Annotated in this window: 22 protein-coding genes and 1 tRNA gene; 16 read left to right on the forward strand and 7 right to left on the reverse strand. The window is 66.7% G+C overall.

The annotated features are described in order from the left end of the window. Both MXD95_RS27715 and MXD95_RS27720 read left to right on the forward strand, forming a co-directional pair. Nucleotides 1-180: hypothetical protein (locus tag MXD95_RS27715; protein WP_250643690.1), on the forward strand; the 180-nt coding region annotated here is incomplete at its 5' end. Next, nucleotides 148-234, forward strand: a tRNA-Thr gene (locus tag MXD95_RS27720). The genes MXD95_RS27715 and MXD95_RS27720, both read left to right, overlap by 33 nt. 160 nt (nucleotides 235-394) lie before the next feature. Here the strand turns inward: MXD95_RS27720 and MXD95_RS27725 are convergent. Beyond that, nucleotides 395-616, reverse strand: a complete 222-nt coding sequence (locus MXD95_RS27725) for a hypothetical protein (protein ID WP_250643691.1) — start codon at nucleotides 614-616, stop codon at nucleotides 395-397. 525 nt (nucleotides 617-1,141) lie between these two features. Between MXD95_RS27725 and MXD95_RS27730 the strand changes: the two genes are divergently transcribed. From MXD95_RS27730 to MXD95_RS27750, 5 genes are all read left to right on the forward strand, one after another. After that, on the forward strand, nucleotides 1,142-1,804 hold the full coding sequence (locus MXD95_RS27730; RefSeq protein ID WP_250643692.1) for a hypothetical protein: 663 nt from the start codon (nucleotides 1,142-1,144) through the stop codon (nucleotides 1,802-1,804). Continuing rightward, complete coding sequence (locus MXD95_RS27735) at nucleotides 1,801-3,936, forward strand: coiled-coil domain-containing protein (protein ID WP_250643693.1); 2,136 nt, start codon at nucleotides 1,801-1,803, stop codon at nucleotides 3,934-3,936. The genes MXD95_RS27730 and MXD95_RS27735 overlap by 4 nt, the downstream gene beginning before the upstream one ends. 34 nt (nucleotides 3,937-3,970) lie before the next feature. Beyond that, nucleotides 3,971-6,013, forward strand: a complete 2,043-nt coding sequence (locus MXD95_RS27740) for a putative endonuclease domain-containing protein (RefSeq protein WP_250643694.1) — start codon at nucleotides 3,971-3,973, stop codon at nucleotides 6,011-6,013. Between the two features lie 259 nt (nucleotides 6,014-6,272). Then, nucleotides 6,273-6,485: a hypothetical protein gene (locus tag MXD95_RS27745; RefSeq protein WP_250643695.1), complete on the forward strand. Its 213-nt coding sequence runs from the start codon at nucleotides 6,273-6,275 to the stop codon at nucleotides 6,483-6,485. Between the two features lie 501 nt (nucleotides 6,486-6,986). Further along, nucleotides 6,987-7,682 (forward strand): hypothetical protein, encoded by a 696-nt coding sequence (locus MXD95_RS27750; protein WP_250643696.1) that lies wholly within the window; start codon nucleotides 6,987-6,989, stop codon nucleotides 7,680-7,682. Between the two features lie 39 nt (nucleotides 7,683-7,721). On the opposite strand, the gene MXD95_RS27755 is transcribed toward MXD95_RS27750, so the two are convergent. Next, nucleotides 7,722-8,597: a hypothetical protein gene (locus tag MXD95_RS27755; RefSeq protein WP_250643697.1), complete on the reverse strand. Its 876-nt coding sequence runs from the start codon at nucleotides 8,595-8,597 to the stop codon at nucleotides 7,722-7,724. A gap of 1,484 nt (nucleotides 8,598-10,081) precedes the next feature. On the opposite strand from MXD95_RS27755, the gene MXD95_RS27765 reads away from it, so the two are divergent. Both MXD95_RS27765 and MXD95_RS27770 read left to right on the forward strand, forming a co-directional pair. Next, nucleotides 10,082-11,029: a NucA/NucB deoxyribonuclease domain-containing protein gene (locus MXD95_RS27765; protein ID WP_250643698.1), complete on the forward strand. Its 948-nt coding sequence runs from the start codon at nucleotides 10,082-10,084 to the stop codon at nucleotides 11,027-11,029. A gap of 53 nt (nucleotides 11,030-11,082) precedes the next feature. Beyond that, nucleotides 11,083-11,553 carry a hypothetical protein gene (locus MXD95_RS27770; RefSeq protein WP_250643699.1) on the forward strand — a complete coding sequence of 157 codons (471 nt, stop codon included), beginning with the start codon at nucleotides 11,083-11,085 and terminating at the stop codon, nucleotides 11,551-11,553. Nucleotides 11,554-11,580: 27 nt separating this feature from the next. Here MXD95_RS27770 and MXD95_RS27775 read toward each other — a convergent pair whose 3' ends face one another. The 5 genes from MXD95_RS27775 to MXD95_RS27795 form a co-directional block, all read right to left on the reverse strand. Further along, the gene (locus MXD95_RS27775; protein WP_250643700.1) at nucleotides 11,581-11,904 is read right to left on the reverse strand and encodes a hypothetical protein; all 324 of its coding nucleotides are present in this window, start codon (nucleotides 11,902-11,904) and stop codon (nucleotides 11,581-11,583) included. After that, nucleotides 11,874-12,164, reverse strand: a complete 291-nt coding sequence (locus MXD95_RS27780; RefSeq protein ID WP_250643701.1) for a transposase — start codon at nucleotides 12,162-12,164, stop codon at nucleotides 11,874-11,876. Before MXD95_RS27780 ends, MXD95_RS27775 begins: the two co-directional genes overlap by 31 nt. 332 nt (nucleotides 12,165-12,496) lie before the next feature. After that, nucleotides 12,497-13,201 (reverse strand): toll/interleukin-1 receptor domain-containing protein, encoded by a 705-nt coding sequence (locus MXD95_RS29085; protein ID WP_308301598.1) that lies wholly within the window; start codon nucleotides 13,199-13,201, stop codon nucleotides 12,497-12,499. Between the two features lie 563 nt (nucleotides 13,202-13,764). Then, on the reverse strand, nucleotides 13,765-14,646 hold the full coding sequence (tnpC, locus tag MXD95_RS27790) for an IS66 family transposase (protein ID WP_308301599.1): 882 nt from the start codon (nucleotides 14,644-14,646) through the stop codon (nucleotides 13,765-13,767). 12 nt (nucleotides 14,647-14,658) lie between these two features. Then, nucleotides 14,659-14,895: a DUF6444 domain-containing protein gene (locus MXD95_RS27795; protein WP_250643702.1), complete on the reverse strand. Its 237-nt coding sequence runs from the start codon at nucleotides 14,893-14,895 to the stop codon at nucleotides 14,659-14,661. 315 nt (nucleotides 14,896-15,210) lie between these two features. Between MXD95_RS27795 and MXD95_RS27800 the strand changes: the two genes are divergently transcribed. The 7 genes from MXD95_RS27800 (at nucleotide 15,211) to MXD95_RS27825 (ending at nucleotide 22,794) form a co-directional block, all read left to right on the forward strand. Continuing rightward, nucleotides 15,211-15,516: a hypothetical protein gene (locus tag MXD95_RS27800; protein ID WP_250643703.1), complete on the forward strand. Its 306-nt coding sequence runs from the start codon at nucleotides 15,211-15,213 to the stop codon at nucleotides 15,514-15,516. A gap of 374 nt (nucleotides 15,517-15,890) precedes the next feature. Next, nucleotides 15,891-16,475, forward strand: a complete 585-nt coding sequence (locus tag MXD95_RS29470; RefSeq protein WP_374122168.1) for a relaxase domain-containing protein — start codon at nucleotides 15,891-15,893, stop codon at nucleotides 16,473-16,475. 469 nt (nucleotides 16,476-16,944) lie between these two features. Beyond that, nucleotides 16,945-17,457: an SAM-dependent methyltransferase gene (locus tag MXD95_RS27805; protein WP_250643704.1), complete on the forward strand. Its 513-nt coding sequence runs from the start codon at nucleotides 16,945-16,947 to the stop codon at nucleotides 17,455-17,457. Then, complete coding sequence (locus tag MXD95_RS27810) at nucleotides 17,454-18,677, forward strand: hypothetical protein (RefSeq protein WP_250643705.1); 1,224 nt, start codon at nucleotides 17,454-17,456, stop codon at nucleotides 18,675-18,677. Before MXD95_RS27805 ends, MXD95_RS27810 begins: the two co-directional genes overlap by 4 nt. A 556-nt stretch (nucleotides 18,678-19,233) precedes the next feature. Continuing rightward, on the forward strand, nucleotides 19,234-19,950 hold the full coding sequence (locus tag MXD95_RS27815) for an ATP-binding protein (RefSeq protein ID WP_250643706.1): 717 nt from the start codon (nucleotides 19,234-19,236) through the stop codon (nucleotides 19,948-19,950). After that, the gene (locus MXD95_RS27820; protein WP_250643707.1) at nucleotides 19,947-20,303 is read left to right on the forward strand and encodes a DUF6907 domain-containing protein; all 357 of its coding nucleotides are present in this window, start codon (nucleotides 19,947-19,949) and stop codon (nucleotides 20,301-20,303) included. Before MXD95_RS27815 ends, MXD95_RS27820 begins: the two co-directional genes overlap by 4 nt. A gap of 796 nt (nucleotides 20,304-21,099) precedes the next feature. After that, nucleotides 21,100-22,794, forward strand: a complete 1,695-nt coding sequence (locus MXD95_RS27825) for an NsdA family TPR-like regulatory protein (protein ID WP_250643708.1) — start codon at nucleotides 21,100-21,102, stop codon at nucleotides 22,792-22,794. Nucleotides 22,795-22,809: the final 15 nt, after the last annotated feature.

Consider the following 22,809-nt stretch of genomic DNA (forward strand, 5'->3'; position numbering starts at 1 on the left):
TTTGTTTTTTGTTTTATTGGGGCGGGGGGGGGGGGGGTTGTTGGGCGGGGGGGGGGGGGGGTTTTGGGTGGGGGGGGGGGGGGGGGGGGGGGGGGGGGCCCCCCCCCCACCAGGACAATCGGGACGGTCCGAGGTGTCGGATTGGCGGCCGTGGGGACGTCGGTTGGCTCGCGCGACTGACGTCGCGTTCGACTTGTAATCGAGCGGTTAGGGGTTCGAGTCCCCTCACCGGCTCTGGCAGGTCGCTGTTCGATCGTGTCGATCAACCTCGGGCGGCACCACGCCGATCCGTGATGGCTGGCGGCCAAGCCTCAACAGGCTGCCAGTCGGCTTGGCTGCCGGCCTCCGCATCGACCACCTCGCGATCCTCCCACGGCGGGCAGCCGAGGACGATCTAGACCTCAACACCGAGGTACGCCCAGGTGGGATAGCGGTCGCCGCAGAACTGACATCGCGGGCCGCGCTCGTACTCCTCCGGCCATCCGTCTCGCACCTCCACCCACCACCCGGCAGCAGGTGCGACGCCGACCCAGCCGTCCGCGCTGGCCTGGTCAGCGCCCCACATGACGATGGTCCAGCGTGCTGCCGGCGGGGAGATCGAGCGCGGCTCAGGCATCGCCGTAGCCGCCCGCGAAGATCTCGGGCACCCGGTCCGGTGCAATTCCGGCGACCTTCGACGTCATCAGCTCATCGCGACAGCCGTGTCCGTACGAACACTTATGGTCACAATCGGCGGCGAGTCGCACTCGATTATCCCGCGAGACTGTGCCGCCCCGCTCACCTCGCAACTTCAACATCAGCGGGCGCCGGCACCGCTCGCCAAGCGAACGCCGTCCCTATGACGGGCCGTCACTGACACACGTTCGCCGTCACCGCTGGCCGCGGTCGATCACTTCGACGTATGCCCTGGCCAGCGGTCTGCGCCAGTGCGGCGCAAGCGCCTGCCACGCCGGCCGGTGCGGGCGGACAGTAAAAGTTGATCAGTTGCCGAAAGTAACAAATGACAGCATATTATTGCTGACCGTTATCGAGTTGTGGCGCTATCGAGGTACTGAAGCAGGACCATTGGGTTGCCGGCACCATATGAACTCAGGGACAGCGTTGTCTGAGATGGTTACTCTCTGGTTTAGAGGGGGGACCAATGCGGCGTCTTGGAGGCGGTTCGACGGCACAGACCGCTATCCGGATCTTGTTCATCGTCGACCGGGTGGGCGATGCGGTGTCCGGGGCGGAGGAGGTCGATGGTGCGGTGCGGGTGCTGCGCTCGGAGACCAAGTTGCAGAAGCTGGACTTCTGGGTTCGTTATCCGGACTATCTCGCCTTCGAACTCCTGGCGGAGGCTGAGGCGGGGCGCCTGGATCGGGACTGGGCGATCGGCGAGGCCGCGCTGCTGGTAGAAGCCGAGGTACCGGAGCTGCACGTGTATCCGATGGTCCGGTATCTCCGGGGAGCATACGAGCGGAAAGACAACGCGCTCGCCCTGCTGAAGAGTCTGGGTCACCTGGCGATACGTCGCCGGACAGCGTCGGTTCTTGATCCTCGTGCTCGTCGGGACTTCTACCTGCTGGAGAAGGGCGCGCAGGCTGTCGCGAGCTTGCGTGCGGAGATCCCCGCCGTGCGCTGGTATGACGAGCAGGCCGTTCGTGCGGCGAGCTTTGCGGCGCACCTCAGCGGCGGCCAGTGCAAGGACCGGCAGTACCGCAACGAGGTCTACGAAGGAACTCCGCTGGGGGCTGTCATCCCGCCGATCCGCCCCCGTGTACTGGAGCAGCTGGGCCTGCTGCGGGCGGCGATGCCCGTATGAGCGGCGACGTGGACTCGTGGGCCAGCTGGACCGACGCGGTCGCCCGGCGGGGTCGGCTTCCGGTGCAGGAAGCAGAGGTGGTGCTGCGGGAGGTCGGTCTGCACCCGCCGCCCGCAGCAGGCAAGCCCCATCGACTGCGGGTTGTCCGCGTCGATTTCGCCGGGTTCATGCCGCGCGGGGGCGACATCCGGCCGTTCTCCTTCGGATGGGATCCGCCAGGCACGGTCGGCGCTTTGGCCACGATCGAGCGCAACGAGGCGGGCAAGTCGTCGGTGTTCGAGGTTGTTCGATGGGCTCTACGGGGCCGCTGTGGCGTGCAGCCGGATGTACGGCAGTGGATTCGGCAGGTCCTCGTCGAGCTCGATATCGACGACGAACGGTTGTGTGTCGTCTTCGGGGCCCGCGACGGAGAGCCGACCGGCGGTGTGCTCCGTCTGAGTGCGGCAGACAGCGGGCTACCCGGCTGGCCTACCCCGACCGCCCGTGATGCCAGCCACGAAGAACGACCAGGAGGCGCCCTGCTCGACCAGGCAGAGAGCCTCGTCGAGTCCGAAGCCGCGCTGTGGGTGTGTCGGTTTACGGGTTCGGTGTCGATGGAGGCCGTGGTTGGTGACCTGATGCTCGATCGCCTCGGGTTCAACCGTCTCTCTGGCTGGCAGAAGATGCCGTCCGGGCGCGCCGCCCAGCAGAACGACGGAGTGTCGACCACCTTGAGCTGGCCGTTGTGGAGCGCTGCGCTGGGCGTCGGCTCACTCAAAAGTGTGATCGGCCAGGAGGTCACGACCGCGGCCCGGCTCTTGCAGGTCTACCTCGGCGCACCATGGGCCGGTACCGCTGTCGATGCGGGTGGCGCGCTGGGAGCCGCGCAGCAGCGTCGGTCAGCTGCCCGCCGACGCAGCGAGCAGGATGCCACTGCTTCCGCGGAACGTCTCGACGCCTTGCGCGAGGAAGAACAGAAGCTACTTGGGCGTCTCTCTGGGCTGGAACGCTCCTCCCAGACCGCCGAGGAGGTCGACCGGCGGCTGCGAGCAATGCAGGCCGCGGCGCGTGCCTTCGCCGCAGCTGACACCGTGATGGCCGAGGCCGCGAGACGTCTGGAGGACAGCTCCAGGCGCTTCCAGAGCGCTGAGGCCGATCTCCTCGCCCTCAGCGAGGACCGGCTCACCCGCAGGTTCTTCCATTCCCTCACGCCGACCTGCTGCCCTCGCTGCGACGCTCGGGTGACCGCCGAGCGGCTACAACGCGAGCAGGAGGGCCGTTGCTCCCTCTGCGATGAGGCGTTCTCCCTCACGATTCCCGCCCAGGACACAGGCGAGGAGTCCGACGCAACTGGCGCCGCCGCCTCGGCGGACCTGGTGGACGATCTGCCACCCGACGAAGAAGAAACCGCCCTACGCACCGAGCGGGACAACCTGCGCGCACGGCGCGAAGCGGACAATGGCGCACATGATCGCGCGAAGGAAGTCCGTGCCGCTGCGCAGGTCGCGTTGGAAGCCGCACGCGTCGCGTTCGAGGAGGCCGCCAGTCGCGACTCCCACACGGCCGAGGTCAGAACGACGGAGACGCGTCTCGCCGTCGTACGCGCCTTTCTGCAGGACAAGACGGCAGAAACAAGCGGCGCGACACGCATCGAGGACCCCAAAGTGCGTGTGTTGGAAGCGGCGGAAAAGGAAGCGAAGTCTCGCCGTGACGCCGACCAGCGCGACCTGCTCGTCCAGGTCAGCAAGCAGATCCTGGAACTCGGGCGGCACTTTGGCCTCGAACAACTGGAGGAGGTGAGGCTCGACGGTGCGGCTCGCCTGGCGGTGACGAAGGGCGGCGCCGCAACGAGCTACATGTACCTCACACCAGGCGAGCAGCTACGGCTCAAAATCGCCACCGCAGTCGCGCTGCTGCGCGTTGGGCGTGCCACGGGCATTGGCCGCCACCCGGGCCTCATTCTGATCGACAGCGTCGGAGCCGAAGAGATGGCCGAGGAGGACCTGGCTCAGATGCTGCGAGCACTTCAGACACTCGCCGGCGAACGGCACGCCCCCCAGATACTGATCTTCAGCGCTCGCGGTCGTGATCTCGCCCGTATCCTGACCGCGGAATCGCTCCAGATGCCGCCGCCTGGCGAGCGACTATGGTGATGTGTGGCCGACAGCACGCCCCAAGGGTCCGTCGATGAGCGGCGAGGCTGCGGCGCACGCCCAGCCTCTTGACGCTGCATCGTTGCTTCTCGTGGACGGCGTACCGGCCCTGCTTGCGCGGGAAGAACAGCTCCGCGACGCCTGCGCACTCCCGCACGCCGTCGGCGTCCTTGCCCAGCACTGGCCTGATCTCTCTGCCGCCGACCGCCAGCATGCCGCGGACTTCGTGGTGCGCGCAGTGTCCGACTTCGACCCGCTCCAAGGCGATGACGTCCTAGAACAGATCCTTCTTGCCGAGAGCCTGCTGTCGGACGTCGCGGGACCCCTGTGGTTTCGGCTCTCCGAGGCGGCGCGACCAACCTACGACGGGCTCTCCTACACTTCGTCAGCTGCCGGTGAGGCCCTTGTGCTTCTCGCCATAGCTGGCCACGGCCGGGTCACCAGCGCAACCGCGGTTCTCCTCGACCAGGTCGATGCCCTCGACCGCGACGGCGCGCACGGCCCGCCCGCCCACGACGAACATGAAGAGGCGGCACGCCGGCTGATCCGCGCGCTTGGCCTCATCCGCGGGGAAAAGGGCGACCCCAACGGGGACATCGTCGCCGCGCTGAGAGACTTAGCCGAAAAGCACCCTGAGATCGTAGACGACGCCGCCTTCGAACTCGGCCTCGCCGACGTCTCCGCCGCGCTGACCAGCCCGACGGAACCTGAGTGCCTCGCCCGCCTTCACGAGGCTCTCGTGTGGTTCGAGACCGCGCGGGAGGTCGAAGGACGACCCGACGCCGACCTGCTCGCCGACGCGCTGCACGCCATCCTGACCTTCGCTCACGGCCAGTCGATAAGTCTCGACACTGTGAACCTGCTTCGGCAGCGCGTCTTCGGCTGGGCGCAGGGGGGGCTGGAAGAAGAGCCGGAATGGCGTGGGCAGCGCGCTACAGCTCTTCTTTCCTGGTTTCATCTTGTCGACCGACTCGGCCAGTGTGCGGAGCTCGGCGCCGCACACTGGTGGGAGCCTGCATCTCTTATCGCCGCCATCGGTAAAGCCGTAACAGCACAAAACGCAGTGCTGGTCGCGACGCTGCCAGATGCCCCTCCCGACGGTGCGGTCGGACCGCCCGTCATCCAGCGAGTTCTCGCGCCTTTCCTGGAAATCGCCGAAAAGCGAGCATTTCTCGATCTCTGGCTCGACCAAGCAACAAACGACGACCCCGAGACCCGCGACGGGATACGCAGGGTACGCGACCTCCTTGCCACACCGCCATCCACAGCGGACCCGCCGGGAAAAGTCATAGGGCGTCTCCACGAGGACGTGCGTGACGCCCTCGCACTCGACAACGCCACCACCGCGCAACTCCTCGATGAGTTGAGCCCGCACCTCGCGGGTCAGATCCACCTGGCGCTTACAGGAAAGGGCCGGATAAACTCGACAGGCCGCGGTCTTCTCTACGAAAAAATCCGACGGGATCTTATCGGCCAGCTAAGCGACTGCCCCGAATATCATGGCGAAGTCAAGGTTGCAGGAGATCTTCTTGTCGGCGAAATTCTCCTGTTCGTCAAGGACCGTCTCGACGACGAGACACACTCTGGTTCGCCCGCCTCCTACCTCCGCAAGCTACATCCCAGCGACGAAGATCCCAAAGAGGAGCGACTCGCATACGACCTTCGAGACCACATGCGTATCGCCCTCCCGGGACGCCCGCAATGGGAAGTGCGCGACATAGGAGGTGGTCGTGTCGATCTCGTCTGGACCTGGCCAGAATTTCGCCTTGTGATCGAATGTAAACGCCGCAAAAGAACGGAGAAATCATTCGGCTTGGACGGAAAACTCGCGCAAGCCGAACAGTACCAGGTCACCGACGTCCCCGTCGGCGCCCTCGTCATCCTCGATCTCACGGAAAAGGACCGCCTGGTCGACCTTGCCGGCTGCGCGAGTATCGAAATCCTGCCACCGGCACACGAGGGCGGCCGACGCCACTACGTAGCGACCTTCACCGTGCAAGGAAATAAGCCGACTCCCTCATCTCACAGCCGTCCGACAGCAAAAAGAAACTCAAAATCCAGGAGCCTTCCGCGCTGAACCTTAAAATGCCACGCTCGGCAGGGCTTCAGGTACCCTTGGGCTGGTCTCTTGGATCGAGCCGCGGCCAATCAGGATGCCAGAGCCGTACAAAATTTCCCGTCGATTTTATGTCTGTTTCCGAATATCCGTCGTTATCGACCGTCACTGGCTCCACTAGTCCGGTATTGGAATGGACTTGCCAGGCAACGATAGGGTAGCGGACGAGTATCCCATTGTCTTCGCGGTACTCGGCCATCCATCCGCCGCCCGGCAGGACGTGAGTGTACCCGGCCTGTATGACGGCCGTGAGCTTGCCGGCACTGGCGGCGGGAACAAGGTTCCCGGTGCTTTCGTCAACGACGAGTGGTACTCCTTCGTCGTTCCAAGCTACAACGACCTTCTCGATCTCGACCTTGCGCTCTTTGCCACTCGAGTCGACACGGGTGGTCTGGTAGAAAGCATGCCAGCCGTGAGCGGGAATCACCTGTAACGGCCCTCAATCGGATCGGACTCATGAACATGGAGACGAGGGCCGCCGGGGACCGGTGCGCCATTGCTTGCTCCGGCGCGCCACCAGACGGCGCAGTACGGGCGGACGATTGGCGACCTGTTCCCGACCTGCCACCATCATCGTCGCAGTCATGGTCGGAGCGCGAAGCCACCTTGCCCGTCACCGAGACTGTCAGCTCGACGACAGAACTCTGGTCCTCTCAACCTTCAAGCACTCGCTGGATAGCCCACAGGCTAGCCGCGTGTACTACGACCCGCCGGCAGGTCGTGCCGGGTTACCGGCTCCTGAACCGCACACGACCGCCAGCAATCCTCCGGAGTCCCCGACACGCCTTAGCCGCCGCGACCTGCGGGGCGGCCAAGGACCTCAGGATATGGGTGGCGCCGCGACATGTCCTACCGGGAGGCCCGCAGGAGTGAAGGCAGGCGGGCTGGTCGAGTGACGCGCCGCCTTCGGCCGCAGGCGCCGTATGCTCAGGCGATGGCTTTGAAGGCGCGTCTCCACGGCCGCGACGACGACCTCGCTCTCCTCTCTGGGGCCCTGCCGACTGGCGACACGCGGGTGGCACGAGACGAGGACGGCTACTATCTGACGTCGGCGACAGTGGAGCACCGCCCCAGCCACATCGACTACCATCCGAAAGCCACCGAAGCCTTGGCCCGGGTAAACGGGATCGGCTGGATTACGTCCCCGAATTTTCACCCGGTGAAGCTGACCGGGATCTACCACGACGGCGACCGGCAGCATGTTGTCGTCTCGCCCACATCGATCACGTCGACGGGCGGCGTGGGGATCCCCACGGTCGGCGGCGACGCGGTGGCCACCAACCCGTCAACGCCCCGGGGACCTGCATGGGCGGCTGCCGCGGCAGGCAACGCTGGCCTCGCCGAGGCGCTCGCGATTCTTGGCAGGACCGCGGACCCCGGATGGGTCGAGCTCTACAAAGTCTGGGAGATCATCGGCGATGGTCGAGACCCGAAGCAGCTCGGTTGGGTGACGGAAGCCGACAAGGAAGCTTTCAAGCAGGCAGCGAACCACCCTGCCATCAGCGGCGACGCCGCCAGGCACGCGAGGATGCCGGGTCGCCCTCGCAGAGTCTCACCCCTGAGCCTTCCGGACGGTCGCGCTTTCATCCGACGTCTAATGGAAACCTGGCTTGACTCGCTGCAACGCTGACCCTGGCAGGGACGTAACACGGCGTGTGGCCGCTCTGGCCTAGTACAAGGTCGAAGGCTGCGGTGGCAGTTTCCCAGCGCGCAAGGGTGGAGTGTTCATCAGCCGGTCTCGGAAACGGGCTGGAGCCCGATATCCTTCGTACTTCTCCGTCAGGAAATCCTCCGCACGATTCCGGCGATCCACGATCCGCGTAGACGCGAGAAACTGCTCATCGACTGCAAGCTCGGCCGCCAACTGGGGCAGGCTCTCCGTAAGCTCGTGGTACAGGCGTTCCGCGTCCATATCCACGCGTGCGCGTGCTCGACGAAGAATGTGATGGACGGTCCAGTCGGGATCTGGACCGTCCAACAACGAAACCATTTCAGCATGATCGTATGCGGCAGCGCGCGCCGCATGATCCGTGGACGCACGGCGCCGGAAGGACGGCATAGCCGCCAGCTCCCCCGCCAAGCGTTCCTCGAGTACCTCACGTTCTCCGCGGTCCGCTGGCCGACTGCGGTCACCACTGGCAGGGGCACGCAAGGAACCCGCCTCGGCGATGAGGCTGTCGTACCAGCTGGGCGTTATGGACCACCGGTGCAGGACTCCTTCGTGGGCAAACGCGACCTCGACCTCGACGATCTCGCCGCTGTGGCGGCGGGCTCGCCGAACCAGCCGCGCACGCTCGGCCTGCCGTTCCTCCTCGACACTTTCGGGCAGCGACTCGTCGAACTCCTTCAGATCGAACTCTGGTGCAACCCGGTAAAGCAGCCGTACCCCAGCCCGGTGCGCGACGCGCACGAAGTCCGCTAACGGCATCTCGTCGAGTCCGACATCGACGTCCGCACCGTCGGCCGCAGGAGTCACCCGCACCGGCATCACGACGATGCCAAGCCCAGCGGTCAGATCATCCAGCTCCTTGGCAAGGGCTCTCATGTCCGCATCCATATGCGCCCCTCGACAGACGGTTGTCCGAGATGTCAGGTCAACGCCAGTCTGCACCGGCAGCCAAACTTGTCATCCCTGTTCGAGACAGCCGGCGTGGTCTCCCCGTCTACTCGACGTCGACGCGAAGCAATGTTCATCAGCAGGCGCCCGAGGCGCCGAACACACAGACCAACAGGGCCGGCAAGCCCACCGTCAGCAACACCAGCTCATCCCGCGCCAGCTTCTTGACGCCCTGCCCGCGATCAGCCAGACGCACCGGCCGTCACGATCTGTCACCGTCTGCTGTGGACTCGATCATCGAACAGTCCCCTGTACTTCGTCACCGTTGACCGTCCCGCGACGAAGCCCCCGCTGTGGCCAGCCGCACTGCGAGCCGCGCCTAACACCGCCCCGGAGGGGCCGCCGGCGAACAATTGATCGACAGAGTCCTGCGGAATGAGCCCATAATGAGCCCATATTCGATCTTGATGGCAACGCAAAAGATCTTCTCGGACATAAATCCGCAGGTCAGGACGGGTATATCTGGAGTCGACAAGGAGAGCGGAAGCCCTACCCGCCCGATTACAAGTCGCATGCGGACCTGCCGCGCCATGCCGCGCCATGCCGGATCGTGACGCGCTCTCCCAGGTCACGGCGTTATCTGTGCCGCAACCTGCCTGCGGATGCCGCGCCATGCCGGGACATCCGCACCCACAATGAGCCCACGACCTGTGCCGACTGGGCGGCGACCTCGTTCGATCACAGGTGCTGGTTCGGTATCGTCCCTTTTGGGTGGCGCGGGCCTCGGCGCTCGCGACGCGGGTGCAGGGGCACCGAACGCCTCGGCAGGCACAGGTGGAAGATCGAACGGACGATCGCGTGGTTTGACGGCTACCGCAGATTGACCGTTCGCTACGAACGAAACGGGCTCAACTTTCTCGGATTCCTCTGCCTGGCCGCCGCGATCACCTGCTGGAAGAAACTCCCACACCCCACGTGAGACATGCTCTCTGAGTGAGCCGTCCGCCGGGGGCCATGACGGACTGCAACGGCGCGTGGTCAACGGGTTCCCGTCACGCTCGTCGTCCGTGGGGGTGCAGCGGGGGATGCTCCCAAGCTAAAACGCAGTCGACAAGCGCACTGCGCGGCGTCCCGGCCCGACCGAGGACGAGCGGGTGTCCGCCTCATGGACACTCTGGAGCGGTCGTCGCTGAGCCGGGTACTTGCCGTTCGAGAGCACCACGGACAGTTGCCGCCCTGTGACATACGGCACATTTAGGTCACTACATTGCACTCGCGTGGCACCTCCGACCTGGTCTTTATGCTTTAAAGCTACTGTTTACCTTCATTTGAAGTCGTTTGACTCGATCACCCTTTGCATATCTGCTGTCACGGTACATGGAACCCTGGCCGCGACCTCGCCAAGGAGATCGACTTTGTGTAGGTTCCCACTCCGCCTACTTGCCCTGCTAACGATCATCACGGCGCCACTCGTGGTGCTGCCCACCGCCCAGGCCGCGTCGGCGGCGACAGTGGCAAGCTGCGCCCAGCAGTCCGCCGCCAATCTGAGGGGCTGGTACAAGAGCCGATACGAGTGGTGCAAGATCGAGCCGCTCTCCGCCGGGGAGCGAGTTGATGGGAAGATAGTCGGCACCGTAAGTGCGGTCTATGCCATCGCCGTCACGACCAATCAAAAGACACGGAACGTGCACGTCGACTTCGCGATTAAGAGCATCAAGAGCACCGGAACTCTCGCGAACACTACCCTCTCTGTGCAGCTCCCATGTGCCGGGTGTACAGCGGGCGCAGCTAAGGGGCGGACAGCTACCTTGAGCGGCTGGGAAAGAGATTCAGGTACGACATTCGACTTCACGGGGGGCCTGGGCACGGGTCAAGACAAGGTAGCCAGCCACGCTTTCAACCCTCGATTTGTGCTGGGCGGCCGGCTTATCTACAACGCCCAGGGAACATCTTTCCGCTGCGATCAGGCAAATTACGTCACCTCGAAGAGCTCGGGTTGCGTATTCACGCAATACATCCCGAGGCTTCCACTCTCGTATACGAGATGGCCGCAGGTCGCCGACCATATCTCCTATGCTCTGAACCACCCGGCCGGAACCGTCCCGGCATGGCGCGGCAAGACGATACCCAGCAGGCTGCACCGTATATACTACGACAAGAGGCAGCGCACAAAGAACCGCGACGCTGCCATAGCGACGTGCAATAAGGAATTCCCCGGCTACACTAAGCTAACACCCAAACGGGACTGCGATGAATTCCCCTTTGCCACGACTAGGGAGGGCGCAGCTCGTGGCGACCTCCGCTACTCGGCGCGTGCACTCAATTCAGGGCAGAATCAACTCGCCGGGGTGGATCTCAACACGTTCTGGCTCCAGAACCGTGTCATCGACGGCGACACGTTTGACGTTGCGTTCAGCTAGTAAGATCTCGCCCGACCGGCCAGAACAACGGCGATTCGAGGCGAGGGGGATCCGTGACAGCACCTACAGGACCCACTAGCAGGTGCAAGGAGACGGTCGACGTCCTGTACAGCTTCTTCTACCTGCAAGACGGCGGCCAGGCATGGCTGGATGACGACAGCACGCCTCCCAGCCCGTCAGGAGGGAACAAGCTGACAGCGACCGGGAAGGACTGGGTCAGCATCGTCAGCGAGGCGCAGGACCACGTGGCGGGCATCCAGCTCGAAGCCTGGCCCACAGCGCCCCCCCGCCAAGATGACTGGGAGATCTCAGAGGACTTCCAGGTGGCCCTCACAACCGGAGAGGTCGTACCGGTCGGGGTGACCATGGGGCCCTCGGAGGAGGAGATCATCGTCGGCCCGCCAGGCACCTACGCTGGACGGGTGTACTCCCGGGGGCGGCAAGACACCCGGAACGCAAGGGAAGAGAACCTCCAGATTCCCGACGGCCTGGAACAGTACCTCGTACAGTTCTGGCCGGCATAGACGGACGGCCCGGGACCCCATCGCGATCTAGACGCTCTCTCGCAAATCTTTGAGCCAGATGAAGATCGCGGCGGGGGTGGGCTCGTTGCTGAAGTAGTGGGTGCGCCTGGGACAGCGGGTCGCGGGCGCGCGCCACTGCTTGAGGACCGGCAGGCAGACCGGGCGGCCGAGCAGCGGCACCGGCACGGCGAGGCCGACGATGACCCAGTTGTTACCGAAGCCGACCTGCCGGTCGCCCTTCGCGGAGCCGTCGTGGAACCAGCCCGCCGCCCACACCTTCGTGCCCGCCCGGTGGAACAGGGTGTCATCGACGACGACGGTCAGCGGCCCGGCCGGGACGAGGCGGTCCACGACGCGAGCCGGGCGGCTGCCAGGCCGACCCGGTCAGGCGACCAGGTCGCCCGCGCGAAGAACCGGTGCGCCCGGTCATGCGGCCACAGCGCGGACAGGCCCGCGCCCACGAGCATCCCGCACACCGTGCGCCGCCCGGTCCCCGCGAGCATTCCCACCACGAGCGCCCGGAACGTCCGGAACGACGGCGCGGTGAAACACGGCCGGAAACCCTCCAGCAGCACCGCGAGAGAAACCGGTATCCTGACGTCCGGGAGCATCGGCGACCGCTCTTTCGAGTTGGTACAGGAAACGCCGATGCTCCCGCCACCGGCCCTCCGAGCCGGCCTTCCGCCTTTCCGCCACGCGCCGTGATACCACCGGCAGACACCACACAATCATGCGGCAACACCCGATCGATCAATCATCCAACGGTCACCGACCACCGATCCCGATCAAGAAAACTGCGAAACTCTAGACAAGGGTGGCCGCAAAGAATGGAGCTACCTCTGTGATCGTCGCTTTTTAATTTCTTGCATGCCGGTCCGAATCATGTGCCTGGCGGAAAATGCGCCGGCGGGAATGAATAGAACGAAACCTCCGAGGGAGGCATTTAAATAGGCATCAACACTGAAGTGAGTATGCAACAGCCTCGAAACCCCAAAAAAAGCCCGAAAGCCAACAAGCTTCCGCTGAGGCCGGAAAGGGTGCACATATGGACGTAGAATTGGAATTTTGTTGGCATGGAAGACCTTCGTCTTTCTGCCAGTGGAGCAATGTAAGCATCTCTTCTCGCCAGTGGTCGCCTAGGGTGGACCTGCGCCTGTGGCGCCACCTGCCGGCTTTCTGGTCCGGGGAACCTTGGCACTGTCGCCGGCTTCGCGCGCCCATCCACCGTATGCTGTACTCTGTCAAGCAGCAGGCGCCGCGCATCCTCTGACAGCTCGCCAAAAAGGTCAATGGAGATTACCGAGCCGAGGAACCCCGGGCGATCGCAGGCTTCGATTCTGACTGGCAACAGCTTCCGCGCAAACCCCTGCGGATCCTGACGGTGGGCGGCTTGCCACTCCGATTCCGCGTATACGGATTGCAGGTATGCTTCCGAGAGGATCGCGATGGTGCGTCGAGCTGACGTGGTGCCTCTCTGCATCCCAGAGTTCCAGTTGGAACCCGGCACGAAATCCCAGGCTTGAATAAGCACGCTATAGCCTGCATCTTCTAGCTGCCAGGCTACCCACTCCGCCCACTCGCGATCAGCCTGTGTGTAGGAGACAAAAAAATCCCACGCGGTGGCTGGTGCGTCTTCCCCGTCCGGCACGAAGAGATCATCCCACGCGCTCCTAGCCGGAGAGCATCCACCCAGTGACCAGACCGGCCTAGGCTGCGTCGCGCGGGCTGACCAGCACGCGTACCCCTTGGCGTACCGGCGTCCTGTCGTTTCGGGGACCGGCACATGCCCACGTCCGCCGTCCAGGGAGCGAGGCCACCGTGTCAGGGTCTGCGTCGATCTGTGACAGGATGGCCGTGCTTGGCACCATCACCGCCGCTGGTCCCTCCTGACCGGCCGGGCGACCTTTGCCCGGTCCGAGCGCCCGTGGCGCTCTCTGGGCCAGAGGAGGTGATCACTGTGGGTACGGACGCGTTCATCGTTTTCACGATGCTCGTGATCGTGCTGGTGCTCTCGCCGAAGCGCTGATCAAGCGCTGAGGTGAGGGGGTGGGTTTCGGGAATTCCCCGGGCCCACATCCGCCGATTGAGGTAACTCGGAGTATGCACGAAATGGCACTCGGAGTATCACGATATATGTGATATCGACACGCCGAACACATTAGACTCCGTTTAGTTATCGTGTAACTGATCAGGTATCGCTTTGATCTTGGGTTAGCTGGTTGCGGGCATCCAGGGACGGCCCTTGGCGAGGTGAACGAGGGCGGGGAACAGTGGAATGCCGTGTTTGGTGGCGGTGGACAGGTAGCCGCTGATCGCGCAGAACTGGCGGGCGCCGATGAGGGTGCGTAGGCACCCGGATACTTTCTGCCGAAGTTTGATCATGCGGATGTCGCGTTCGCATCCGTTGTTGTCCGCGGGAACTCGCGGATCGTGGGTGAACCGCGGGTAGTCGGTTTCGCGGTCGATGAGCCCGCAGGCCAGGGCGTGGCGGGCGGCCATGAACTTCGTGCCCCACGGTGAGGTCTGGGTGATCCCGATGTGGGCGGCGTGGCGCAGGGCCCGGGTGTGGGCTACCAGCGTCTTCGGGTCGACCGGCGTGCCGGTGGTAGCGGCGTCGACGGACAGGCGGTGCAGGGCGACGAGAGCGTCGGCGGCCTGGGTCGCCCAGCACCAGGTCCCGGCCGGGGCGGCGTCACTCACGGCCTGGAGTTCGCGGAGCACGTGGGCGACACACAGCTGGTGGGTGGCGGTGGTGTAGGTGTCATAGGGCGCCCAGGCGTCGTGGACCATGACCCCGGTGAAGCCGGTCAGCACCCCGAGGGCGTCGATCCCGGCGGTTCCACGCTTCGGATGGCAGTCGATCAACGTGTACTTCCCCGTGCGGGCGCAGTGCACCCAGTGCGGTTTCCCGGCGACGCGCAGCCCGGTCTCGTCCGCGCCGACCACCTCGGCGCCAGCGAGCAGGTCTCGGACAGCGGCGAGGAAACCTTCCAGGTCGGTGGCGGCACGGGCGGTCATCGCCGCGACCGTGCCCGCCGAGATCGGGATCCCGACCAGCTCGGCGAGCGCGGTCGCGGTCCGCTCTTTCGACAGGAACTGGCCCGCCTACAGGTAGACCGCGGCCGCGGCCACCCGCAGCCCGTACCGCACCGGGGCACCCACCCCGGCCGGTGCGGTCGCTTTCGTTCGTGTCCCGCAGCCCGTCTTCGTCCGCAGTGACGTCGGCACTGGCTTGGCCAGCCCGTCCGAACTCGGTGGCTTCGACGAGTTCCGCGAGGCCTTGGCGACCTGGGCCTCCAACTCGGGTGGTGTGAAGGTCGAGGAGGTCGAAACGCCAGCCACCAAATCGTCATGAACAGACACAGCTACCAACCCAACAAACGGCCAAGAAACCCCGCCGTCCCCCGTCCACCACGACCACAAGCTAACGTCAACATCACGGGCCACCTGGGGAGCTACTTGCACACAGCCCCTGGGGAATTCCCTGATCGTTCACAATCCGGTCCCAGTAGCGGCGCTGAAGGCGGTATCTTGACCCCGGCACCGCGCCCATTTCGCCTGTTCTGGGAGGAATCCATGCTCGGTAGAAGCACCGCACCGGCACCGTCCGAGGTACCGCCTTGGCGCCGCCGTCCGCGGCGTACCATAGCCCGCGTCGTGACCGCTCTCGCGGCGGCCGGTGCTCTGATCGCGGGCCTGGCGTCGACCGCGTTCGCCGGCGGCCCGCTCCTGTACGCCTCCGCGGGCTCCGTCGGACAGCGGTGGACGGTGTGCTCCCAGGACCTCGCCGTGCGCTCCAGCCCCGGCGGGTCGGCGTTCGCCTACCTCCATAGCCCCCAGACCTTCACGATCTACGACGCCGGAGGTGGCGAGTTCGGCGGCGAATGGGTTTACGGCCACGCCTGGGGCGATGTCAACCAGGACGGCTACGTGCAAAACGGCTGGTTCTGCCTGGAGCAGTAGTCCGACGTTCCCCTGAGAGCCGTTCCTGTCCATGCTGGTAGACAGGAACGGCTCTCACAAGAGGTGCCCGGCGCGGCGTCGCCTTCCCCAGCCGTAGCCTGCAGCCGGTCCACCGCGGAACGGTCCAGTTACAGTAGCCCCGGCTGTATGCCGTGACCGTCGGAATACCAAGAGGACGCCTATCCTTAGGAGCCGGGCTTCCCCTTTCCTGGGTCGCCGGAAATCACGGTTTCTTCACCCACTCGAGCTAAAACAGGCGCTGGTCGCCGTCAGTGTCTCCTTCCGTGGCGCGGCTCCCGCGCACTCCATACTGCACAGCGAGGTCGACACGTCCGATCATCGTTGACGCGGAGTGGCGGCGGAGGCACAGATTCATGATCACTACGGTCAAGGTGCTGGGGATCGCCGCACGCAGCCAAACGTCCGTGGCCGGCGCGGCACGCCGAGTGGTCAACTATGTTGAAGGCGCAAGCGCGGACACATCTGCGGTCGCGGGAGCCTCCTACTACTCCGACGGGGCGCGGGCGTCAGGCCGTGCGCGGGGAAGCGGCGCCGTGCTCGTCGGACTGGGCAGCCCGGGTAGCCGGCTCACCTCCGAGCAGCTTCAGCGGCTACTGAGCGGGGAGCATGCCGCGTCGGGTCGGCCGCTGCTGTCCGCTGTTGGTTCCGCGAGCCGGCTGTCTCGGAGCCACCACCGGCTTCCATCGCCGGGACGCGCGTGGTTCACCCTCGCTGAGGCGGCTTCCATCGCCGGGGTGGACGTGTCGTACCTTCGTCGGCTCGCCCGCGCCTCCGCCCAGCTGCAGCCACGCACACCGGCCTCGGCGACGGTGCCGAGCAGCTCGACGGACGGGAAGTCCGATCCCGCGACACTCCGCTTCGTGGCAAGCGGGTGCCGCCGGATACGGCGACCCTCTCGGCGGAAAGCTCCCGGAAGCAAACCGTCCGTCTCACGGTAGCCGCACGGTCACGTCATTCACGCCGCGCAGCCGGCCGGATGGTCCGGGCGTTGGGTGTCTTCCCGATGAGCTCGATCCGGACAGCACGCGCCGGCGAGGTCGTCGATCGTCACGCCGGGCGCCCCCAGGGATACGGCGGGGTCGGCACGTACCGTCGGCACGTGTGGACGGTCGTACCGCCGGCGCGATTCTGGCTGCCGGATGGACGATCACCTCCCGCGGAGTCGGGGGCGACATCGGCTCGGAGAAACGGCCTTCTGCGCGGGGGTTTGGCCAGGTCAACTGGGGTCCGGCGAGGTGAAGGACTTCTTCGTCGTGGTGGGAACGACCGGCCGGTATCGCCAGGGCGATGGTGTAAAGGTTCCCCTGCGCCTACCGTAAGTGAGGGCCACTTCATGATGAGGACCGACGACGCGACATCCTGTGACCGCCTTGTGGAGGCCGGACTCGGACCGGACGACAGACCGGGATGGCCGCGCCGATCGCCGCGGGGCGTGCTCGTCGGGGCCGGACAGGCGTCGCGGGGGCGGTCCTGATGGGGCCGGAGACGTTCGTCCCCGGCGAGCCCGAGGGCCCGAACGTGGCCAGGGTGTATGACTACTTTCTCGGCGGGGCGCACAATTTTTCCGCTGATCGGGACGCGGCGGCGCGGGTGATCGCAACGTGGCCGCAGATCCGGGACACCACCCGGGTCAACCGTCTGTTCCTCGGCGACGCGCTGCCAGCGGGCAGCTATCTGGTCCTGACCCATGCGACCGGCGGGCAGGACCCGAAGGTCGCCGAGGCGGCCGAGGTGTACCGGCGCACGACCGGGCCGTTCCAGCTGCGTGGCCGTGAGGAGGTGTCACGGTTCTTCGACAGTACGGACCTGGTCGAGCCCGGCGTGGTCCTGCTGCCGGGCTGGGACAATGACCGGCAGCGCCGGGCGACGACGGCAGGCGGCCGGCTGCCGGTCTACGCGGGTGTGGGACGCCTCCGGTGAGCCCGCCGTCGGGCTGTGCGACCTGCTGGCCGGCAGGCGACATCAGCCGGCTGACCGAGCACGCCGAGCGACGGATCGCCGCCGCGACCGCCGACCTGTGGCCGGATGATGGGGCGACGTTCGGGTCGACGGTCACCGCAGGCGGAGCGTTCCTGCGGCAGGTGCGGGTCGGCGGACAGAGGCTGGGCGCGACGGTGCGCCCGGCCGGTGCGGCGCTGCGGGCGGTGGTCCTCGGCGACCATGGTGATCGTGCCACCGTGCTGGCCGGTGACGGAGTCGCGGCGGACCTCACGGTCCGGGAAGCCGACCAGCTCGCCGCGCTGGCGGCCTACAGCAGGCTGCGGGTCGCCTCCCCGGCCGCCATGGCGAAAGGGGTCCTGTTCACCAGCTGGGTGACCGGTCCCAGCCTGGCCAGCCGCCTGCGTGAGCATCCCGGGGACCTTCCGGTGCTGGTGACGGGGCTCTTGGGCGAGCTGGGCGAGGTCCATCACGATCCGGCGGATCAGCTGCGGCAGGTCTCCGCGCCGACCGGTGTCCGGGCACACCCTCGCATCGTCGCCCAGGCGCTGGCCCGCGCGACCGACCACCTCCATCCAGCCCCCGGGCAGTCCGCTTCGGCGGGCGAGGTGCGCGCACTGGTGGGAAGCCTGTCGCTGCGGCTGGGCCGGCTGGCGGGCCAGCTCGACCCGCTGCTGGTCGCCCGCGCCGGACTCGCGTTCGGGAGTCTCGTCCCGCGCCACGTGCTGTACCCGGACTCCTCACCGCGGCCGGTCCTGGTCTCCCCTGATCTGGGATCAGGAGGGGACCTGGCCGACAGCGGAACACTGCTCGGCCATCTGCACCTGCTGACCCTCGACAGCCCGCCGATGGTGCGGGTGGAGCTCGTCGAGGGCATCGAGGCGTGGCTCGCCGGCCGGCTGGCCGCACAGGGCGCTGCCTGGCGCGGCTGGCTGAACACCGTGCTGACGATCTGGGCGGCCAGTGTCTACGACACCGTCGTCACCGCCCTGACGCTGCCGGCCGCGCTTCCCCTCGACGCGGACATCGGCCGTCTCGCGTCCCGGCCGCTGCCAGCGCTGGCCGGCCTGAACGTCCTCACGGCGGAACTGCGCCGCCGCGGCGCCGGCGCCGCGCTCAACGCCACCCTCGCCGCGCTCGCCACCGCCGCCGTGGGCCACGGCGGCGGTGGCGAGGTGGCAACGACGACTGCCGCCCGCTGATCCCAGCGTTCCCGGACCGTCCACGGAAGGCACACATCCCCATGGTCACAACCCCGCACTGGCCACCGGGAAGCCGGCCACAGCCCGCACCACGACCGTCCCCCAGACCCGCCCCAGCATCCGCAGACCCCAAAGACCCTCGCGGACGACCGGCCGCAAACAGCCCGATGATCACCACTGGGCGGCGAGCGGACAGACCCCCGCGCGACGAACCCCCCGGTCTTCTGGACCACTCCTTCGACCAGCTTCGACACGCCGCGATCGATCTCCTCGACACCCACGTCCGTCACGGCCGCGTCTGCGCCGGCTGCGGTCGCGGATGGCCGTGTGAGGTTGTCCTGCTCGCCGATCACAACCTCACGCTGGTCGGCGACACCACCCCTGCCCCGGTTCCTCCCGGCGGACGGCCTCTCGCTGCCGCCGCCAGCTCCGCGCAGTCCGGGGTCTCCAAACTGCGCGCATCCGCCCGCGGCCGTTCCTCATAGCGGCTTCCGCCCCCGTATCCGCGCCGACCGCGCGAGGACGACTTCCGTCCAGAACTGCGCCAGGAGAACGTATGACCGCCGCTCTCGCCCCCACCCCGCCCACAGCGCCTGATCCCCCTGCCAACCGGCTGCCGCTGCCCCGGCACGTCTGGCACTACCCGGCCGCACCGCGCTCCGCCAGCGCCGCCCGCCGCGACGCGACCGTGCAGCTGCACCGCTGGGGCCTCACCACGCTGATCGGCCTGGCGACCCTCGTGGTGTCCGAGTTGATCACCAACGCGCTCGTGGCCAGCAACCGACATGGTCTGCACCACGCTGGTGAAGCCGTGCCCCGGGTCGCGATGCGCCTGACCTACAGCCACCGTGATCTGATCATCGAGGTGTGGGACAGCGGCCCCGGTCACCCTAGCCGCCGGACCACCGACACTCACGCCGAAGACGGCCGCGGCCTGCATCTCGTCGCCGCCCTCGCCCGAGACTTCGGCTCCTGTCCGGTCCGCGTCCGCACCCCCGGCGGGTACCGCACCGCAGGAAAGATCGTGTGGGCTGCCCTTCCCCACGGGGCTCAACTCGGCCCGAACCTCTCCCACGGCCCGGCCGAGCAGCTGCCACGCCGTGACCCGACGCTCTCCACCGGCCGAGGTACGCCGCGTCCAGACCGTCACGACCATGCGCTACTGCACCGCGTCCTCGACGGACTGCGCACCCTCGACGTCGGGAGGCGGGTTACCACGCCGGCCGGCTCCGTGGAGCATCCCACCGGCCGAGAACAGGAAACAACCCCATGAACGCCCCTGTCGGCAGCGCATGCCCCCGGTGGTGCGACCAGCCTGCCGGCCACCTCGGCGTAGAAGCCGCCGGGCCCGCCGACTATCACGTCTCCGCCTTCACCCTGGTCGACCTGCCAGAGATCCCCGGCATCCGCGAGGGCACCGCGATCCAGGTCGCCATCGAACAGTACGTGACCTCGACGACCAGCTACGATCCCTTGATCTCTCTCGGGATCGGCGACGACACCCCCGACAGCGAGCCCCTCACCCTCGACGAAGCCGCCGCGCTCGCCGCCGCCCTCACCCGCGCCGTCACCGCAGCCCGCGACACCCCGACCCGCCGGAACCCCGACGACACCAGCCCCGCCTGACGCCGCAGCGCCCCAGGCACGGCACCCACCGCCGCTTCCACCGAGAGGAACCGTGACGGTCGACCAGCCCCACCAGCAGCGCCGTCGTCATCGCCACACCGTCCCGCCCGCGCTCCGTCCGATCGTCCTGCTCGCGCAGATGCGCGAGTACCTCCCACCCGCACACCTGGCGAGCCTCCTCGCCACCTTCACCCCACCCCTCGACCCGACAGAACCAGTCTGGACCAGACTGTGCTCGGCTCTGGATAGCTACGGCCACGCCGCACGCCTCGGACTGAGCCTGGACGAGGCTCGCGCCCGGGTCGACGACGCCGCCACGATCCTCCTTCCGCGATACGGGCGCGCCCATCCGACACCACAGGCAGCGGAGAGCGGACGCCCCCGCGACGGTCGCCGGGTGGTGGTGTCCGTGGGCATCCCACGCGGCCTGGCACGTGTGAACAGATGGACTCTCCGACGACGAAAAGATGGCACGTCCGCACACCGTTTCCGCAGCTCAACCCGGCGATGACACGACGAAGAAATCGTTCGCCCCACGGGGAATGACACACCCCACCCCAGGCGATCATCATAGGTGGTCTGTCTGTCCGCCAGAAGGCGGGGACAGCACCACCGACCACAGGAGTGATCATTGGCATCCCCTGAGCGCAGCGAGCATCCGATCGCCGACGCGGCGCAGACATCACCCTCACCCCTGGTCCGGCGGTGACCGGTCGGTTACCGTTGGCGGTGATCTGCCTGCTCCCGGCAGGACGGACCGACGTCGATCCGCGGACAGCGCCGAAGGAGACGCGGCATGAGCAGGGCCAGCCAGCGTGAGGAGCAGGACAAACTACGGGCACGCATGCGCGCGGCCGGCATGTCCCACGACGAGATCGCCATCGAGTTCACCCGCCGCTACCGCTACCGACCCCGCGCCGCCCACCGCCACGCCCGCGGCTGGACCCAGAACCAGGCCGCCGACCACATCAACACCCACGCCGCCCGCGCCGGCCTCGACCCCGACGGCACCGCCCCCATGACCGGCGTGAAAATCTCCGAAATCGAGAACTGGCCGATCCCCAACAACCGCCGAAAGCCCACCCCCCAACTCCTCGCCCTACTCGCCGACGTCTACGACACCAGCATCCACAATCTGATCGACCTCGACGACCGCGAGCATTTCTACCCTGCCGACCTGCTCCTCATCGACAAGACGTCGAAATCCGCACGGCCGCAGCCGGTAGAGCTGTCGGGGCCGACGGGGCGCCAGAGTGACAGAACCGACGTCGGTGCCATGGTGGAGCCCACTGCCGCCCAGGGAAGCCGGTCGCTGGCGGAACTGTGTACGACTCCCGTCGGCCGCCATCCCGAGGTGACGACATATCCCATGACGTGGGAAACTGCACCGACGACGGAAGCGGTGGATAAGATCACCAGGGATGATCTCGCTCTCGATCGCCGCGAGGCGGGTCGCGCGATGGCGGACGTGATCGTCGGGGCTGCTCTCCTCGAAGGGGCGGAGCGCTGGCTGAACACCACCGAGCCGCCCGCCGGGCAGCGTCGCACCGCCGGCGTCGGCAATGAAGAGATCGAACAGATCGAGCTGGCCGCACGAACCTTCCGGGCCTGGGACCACCAGTTCGGCGGTGGCCTTCGACGCAAGGCGGTCGTGGGTCAGCTCGCTGAGATCGCGGATGAGCTTCGCGACTTCTCGCATCCACAGAGTCTGACCCGGCGGCTGCACGGTGTGATGGCCGATCTTGCCGGGACCGCCGCGACGATGTCCTGGGACTCGGGGCAGGGAGGGATAGCGCAACGCTACTATCTGCTTGCTCTTCGATCAGCCAAGGCGGCTGACGATCCCGTGTTCTGCGCGAACATCCTCGCTGGTATGGCGCGGCAGCAGTTCTATCTCGGTCGGACGACCGAAGGACTTGAGCTCGTCCGACTCGCGCAGGACGTCGCCGGCGCTCGGGCGACCCCGGCGGTGCGTGCGATGCTGTTCACGCGTGAGGCATGGGCCTACGCCCGGCAAGGTCGGCTCTCTGCCTTCCGGCGCGCGACGGGCCGGGCGCAGGACGCCTTCCGTGACGTCGACGCGGCCGTCGAACCGTACTGGATCTCCTACTTCGACCAGGCGGAACTGGCTGGCGTCACCGGAGGCCGTCTCCTCGACATCGCCCACGAGGCGCCCGAGTACGCCGACGAGGCAGCCACCTGGTTGAGCCAGGCCGTGCGGGCTCGGGGCGTCGGCAGCGTCCGCGGTACCGCTCTTGATCAGATCGGGCATGCCGAGATCCGACTGGTGCAGGGCGAACTAGACGAGGCGGCGCGGCTGGGCCACGCAGCCGTGACGACGGTCGAGCAGACCCGGTCCAGCCGTGTCCGGGTCAAACTAGGCGAGTTCTACCGGCACGCCGAAACCAAAACATCCGCCCGCCCCATCGCCGAGCTGTGCGGGAGGATCAAACCCATCCTTCGCGCCGAAGACACGACGACCAGGACATGAGACCGAGGAAGATCA

The sequence above is a fragment of the Frankia sp. AiPa1 genome, from assembly GCF_023243075.1.
In the GTDB taxonomy this organism is placed as follows: Bacteria; Actinomycetota; Actinomycetes; order Frankiales; family Frankiaceae; genus Frankia.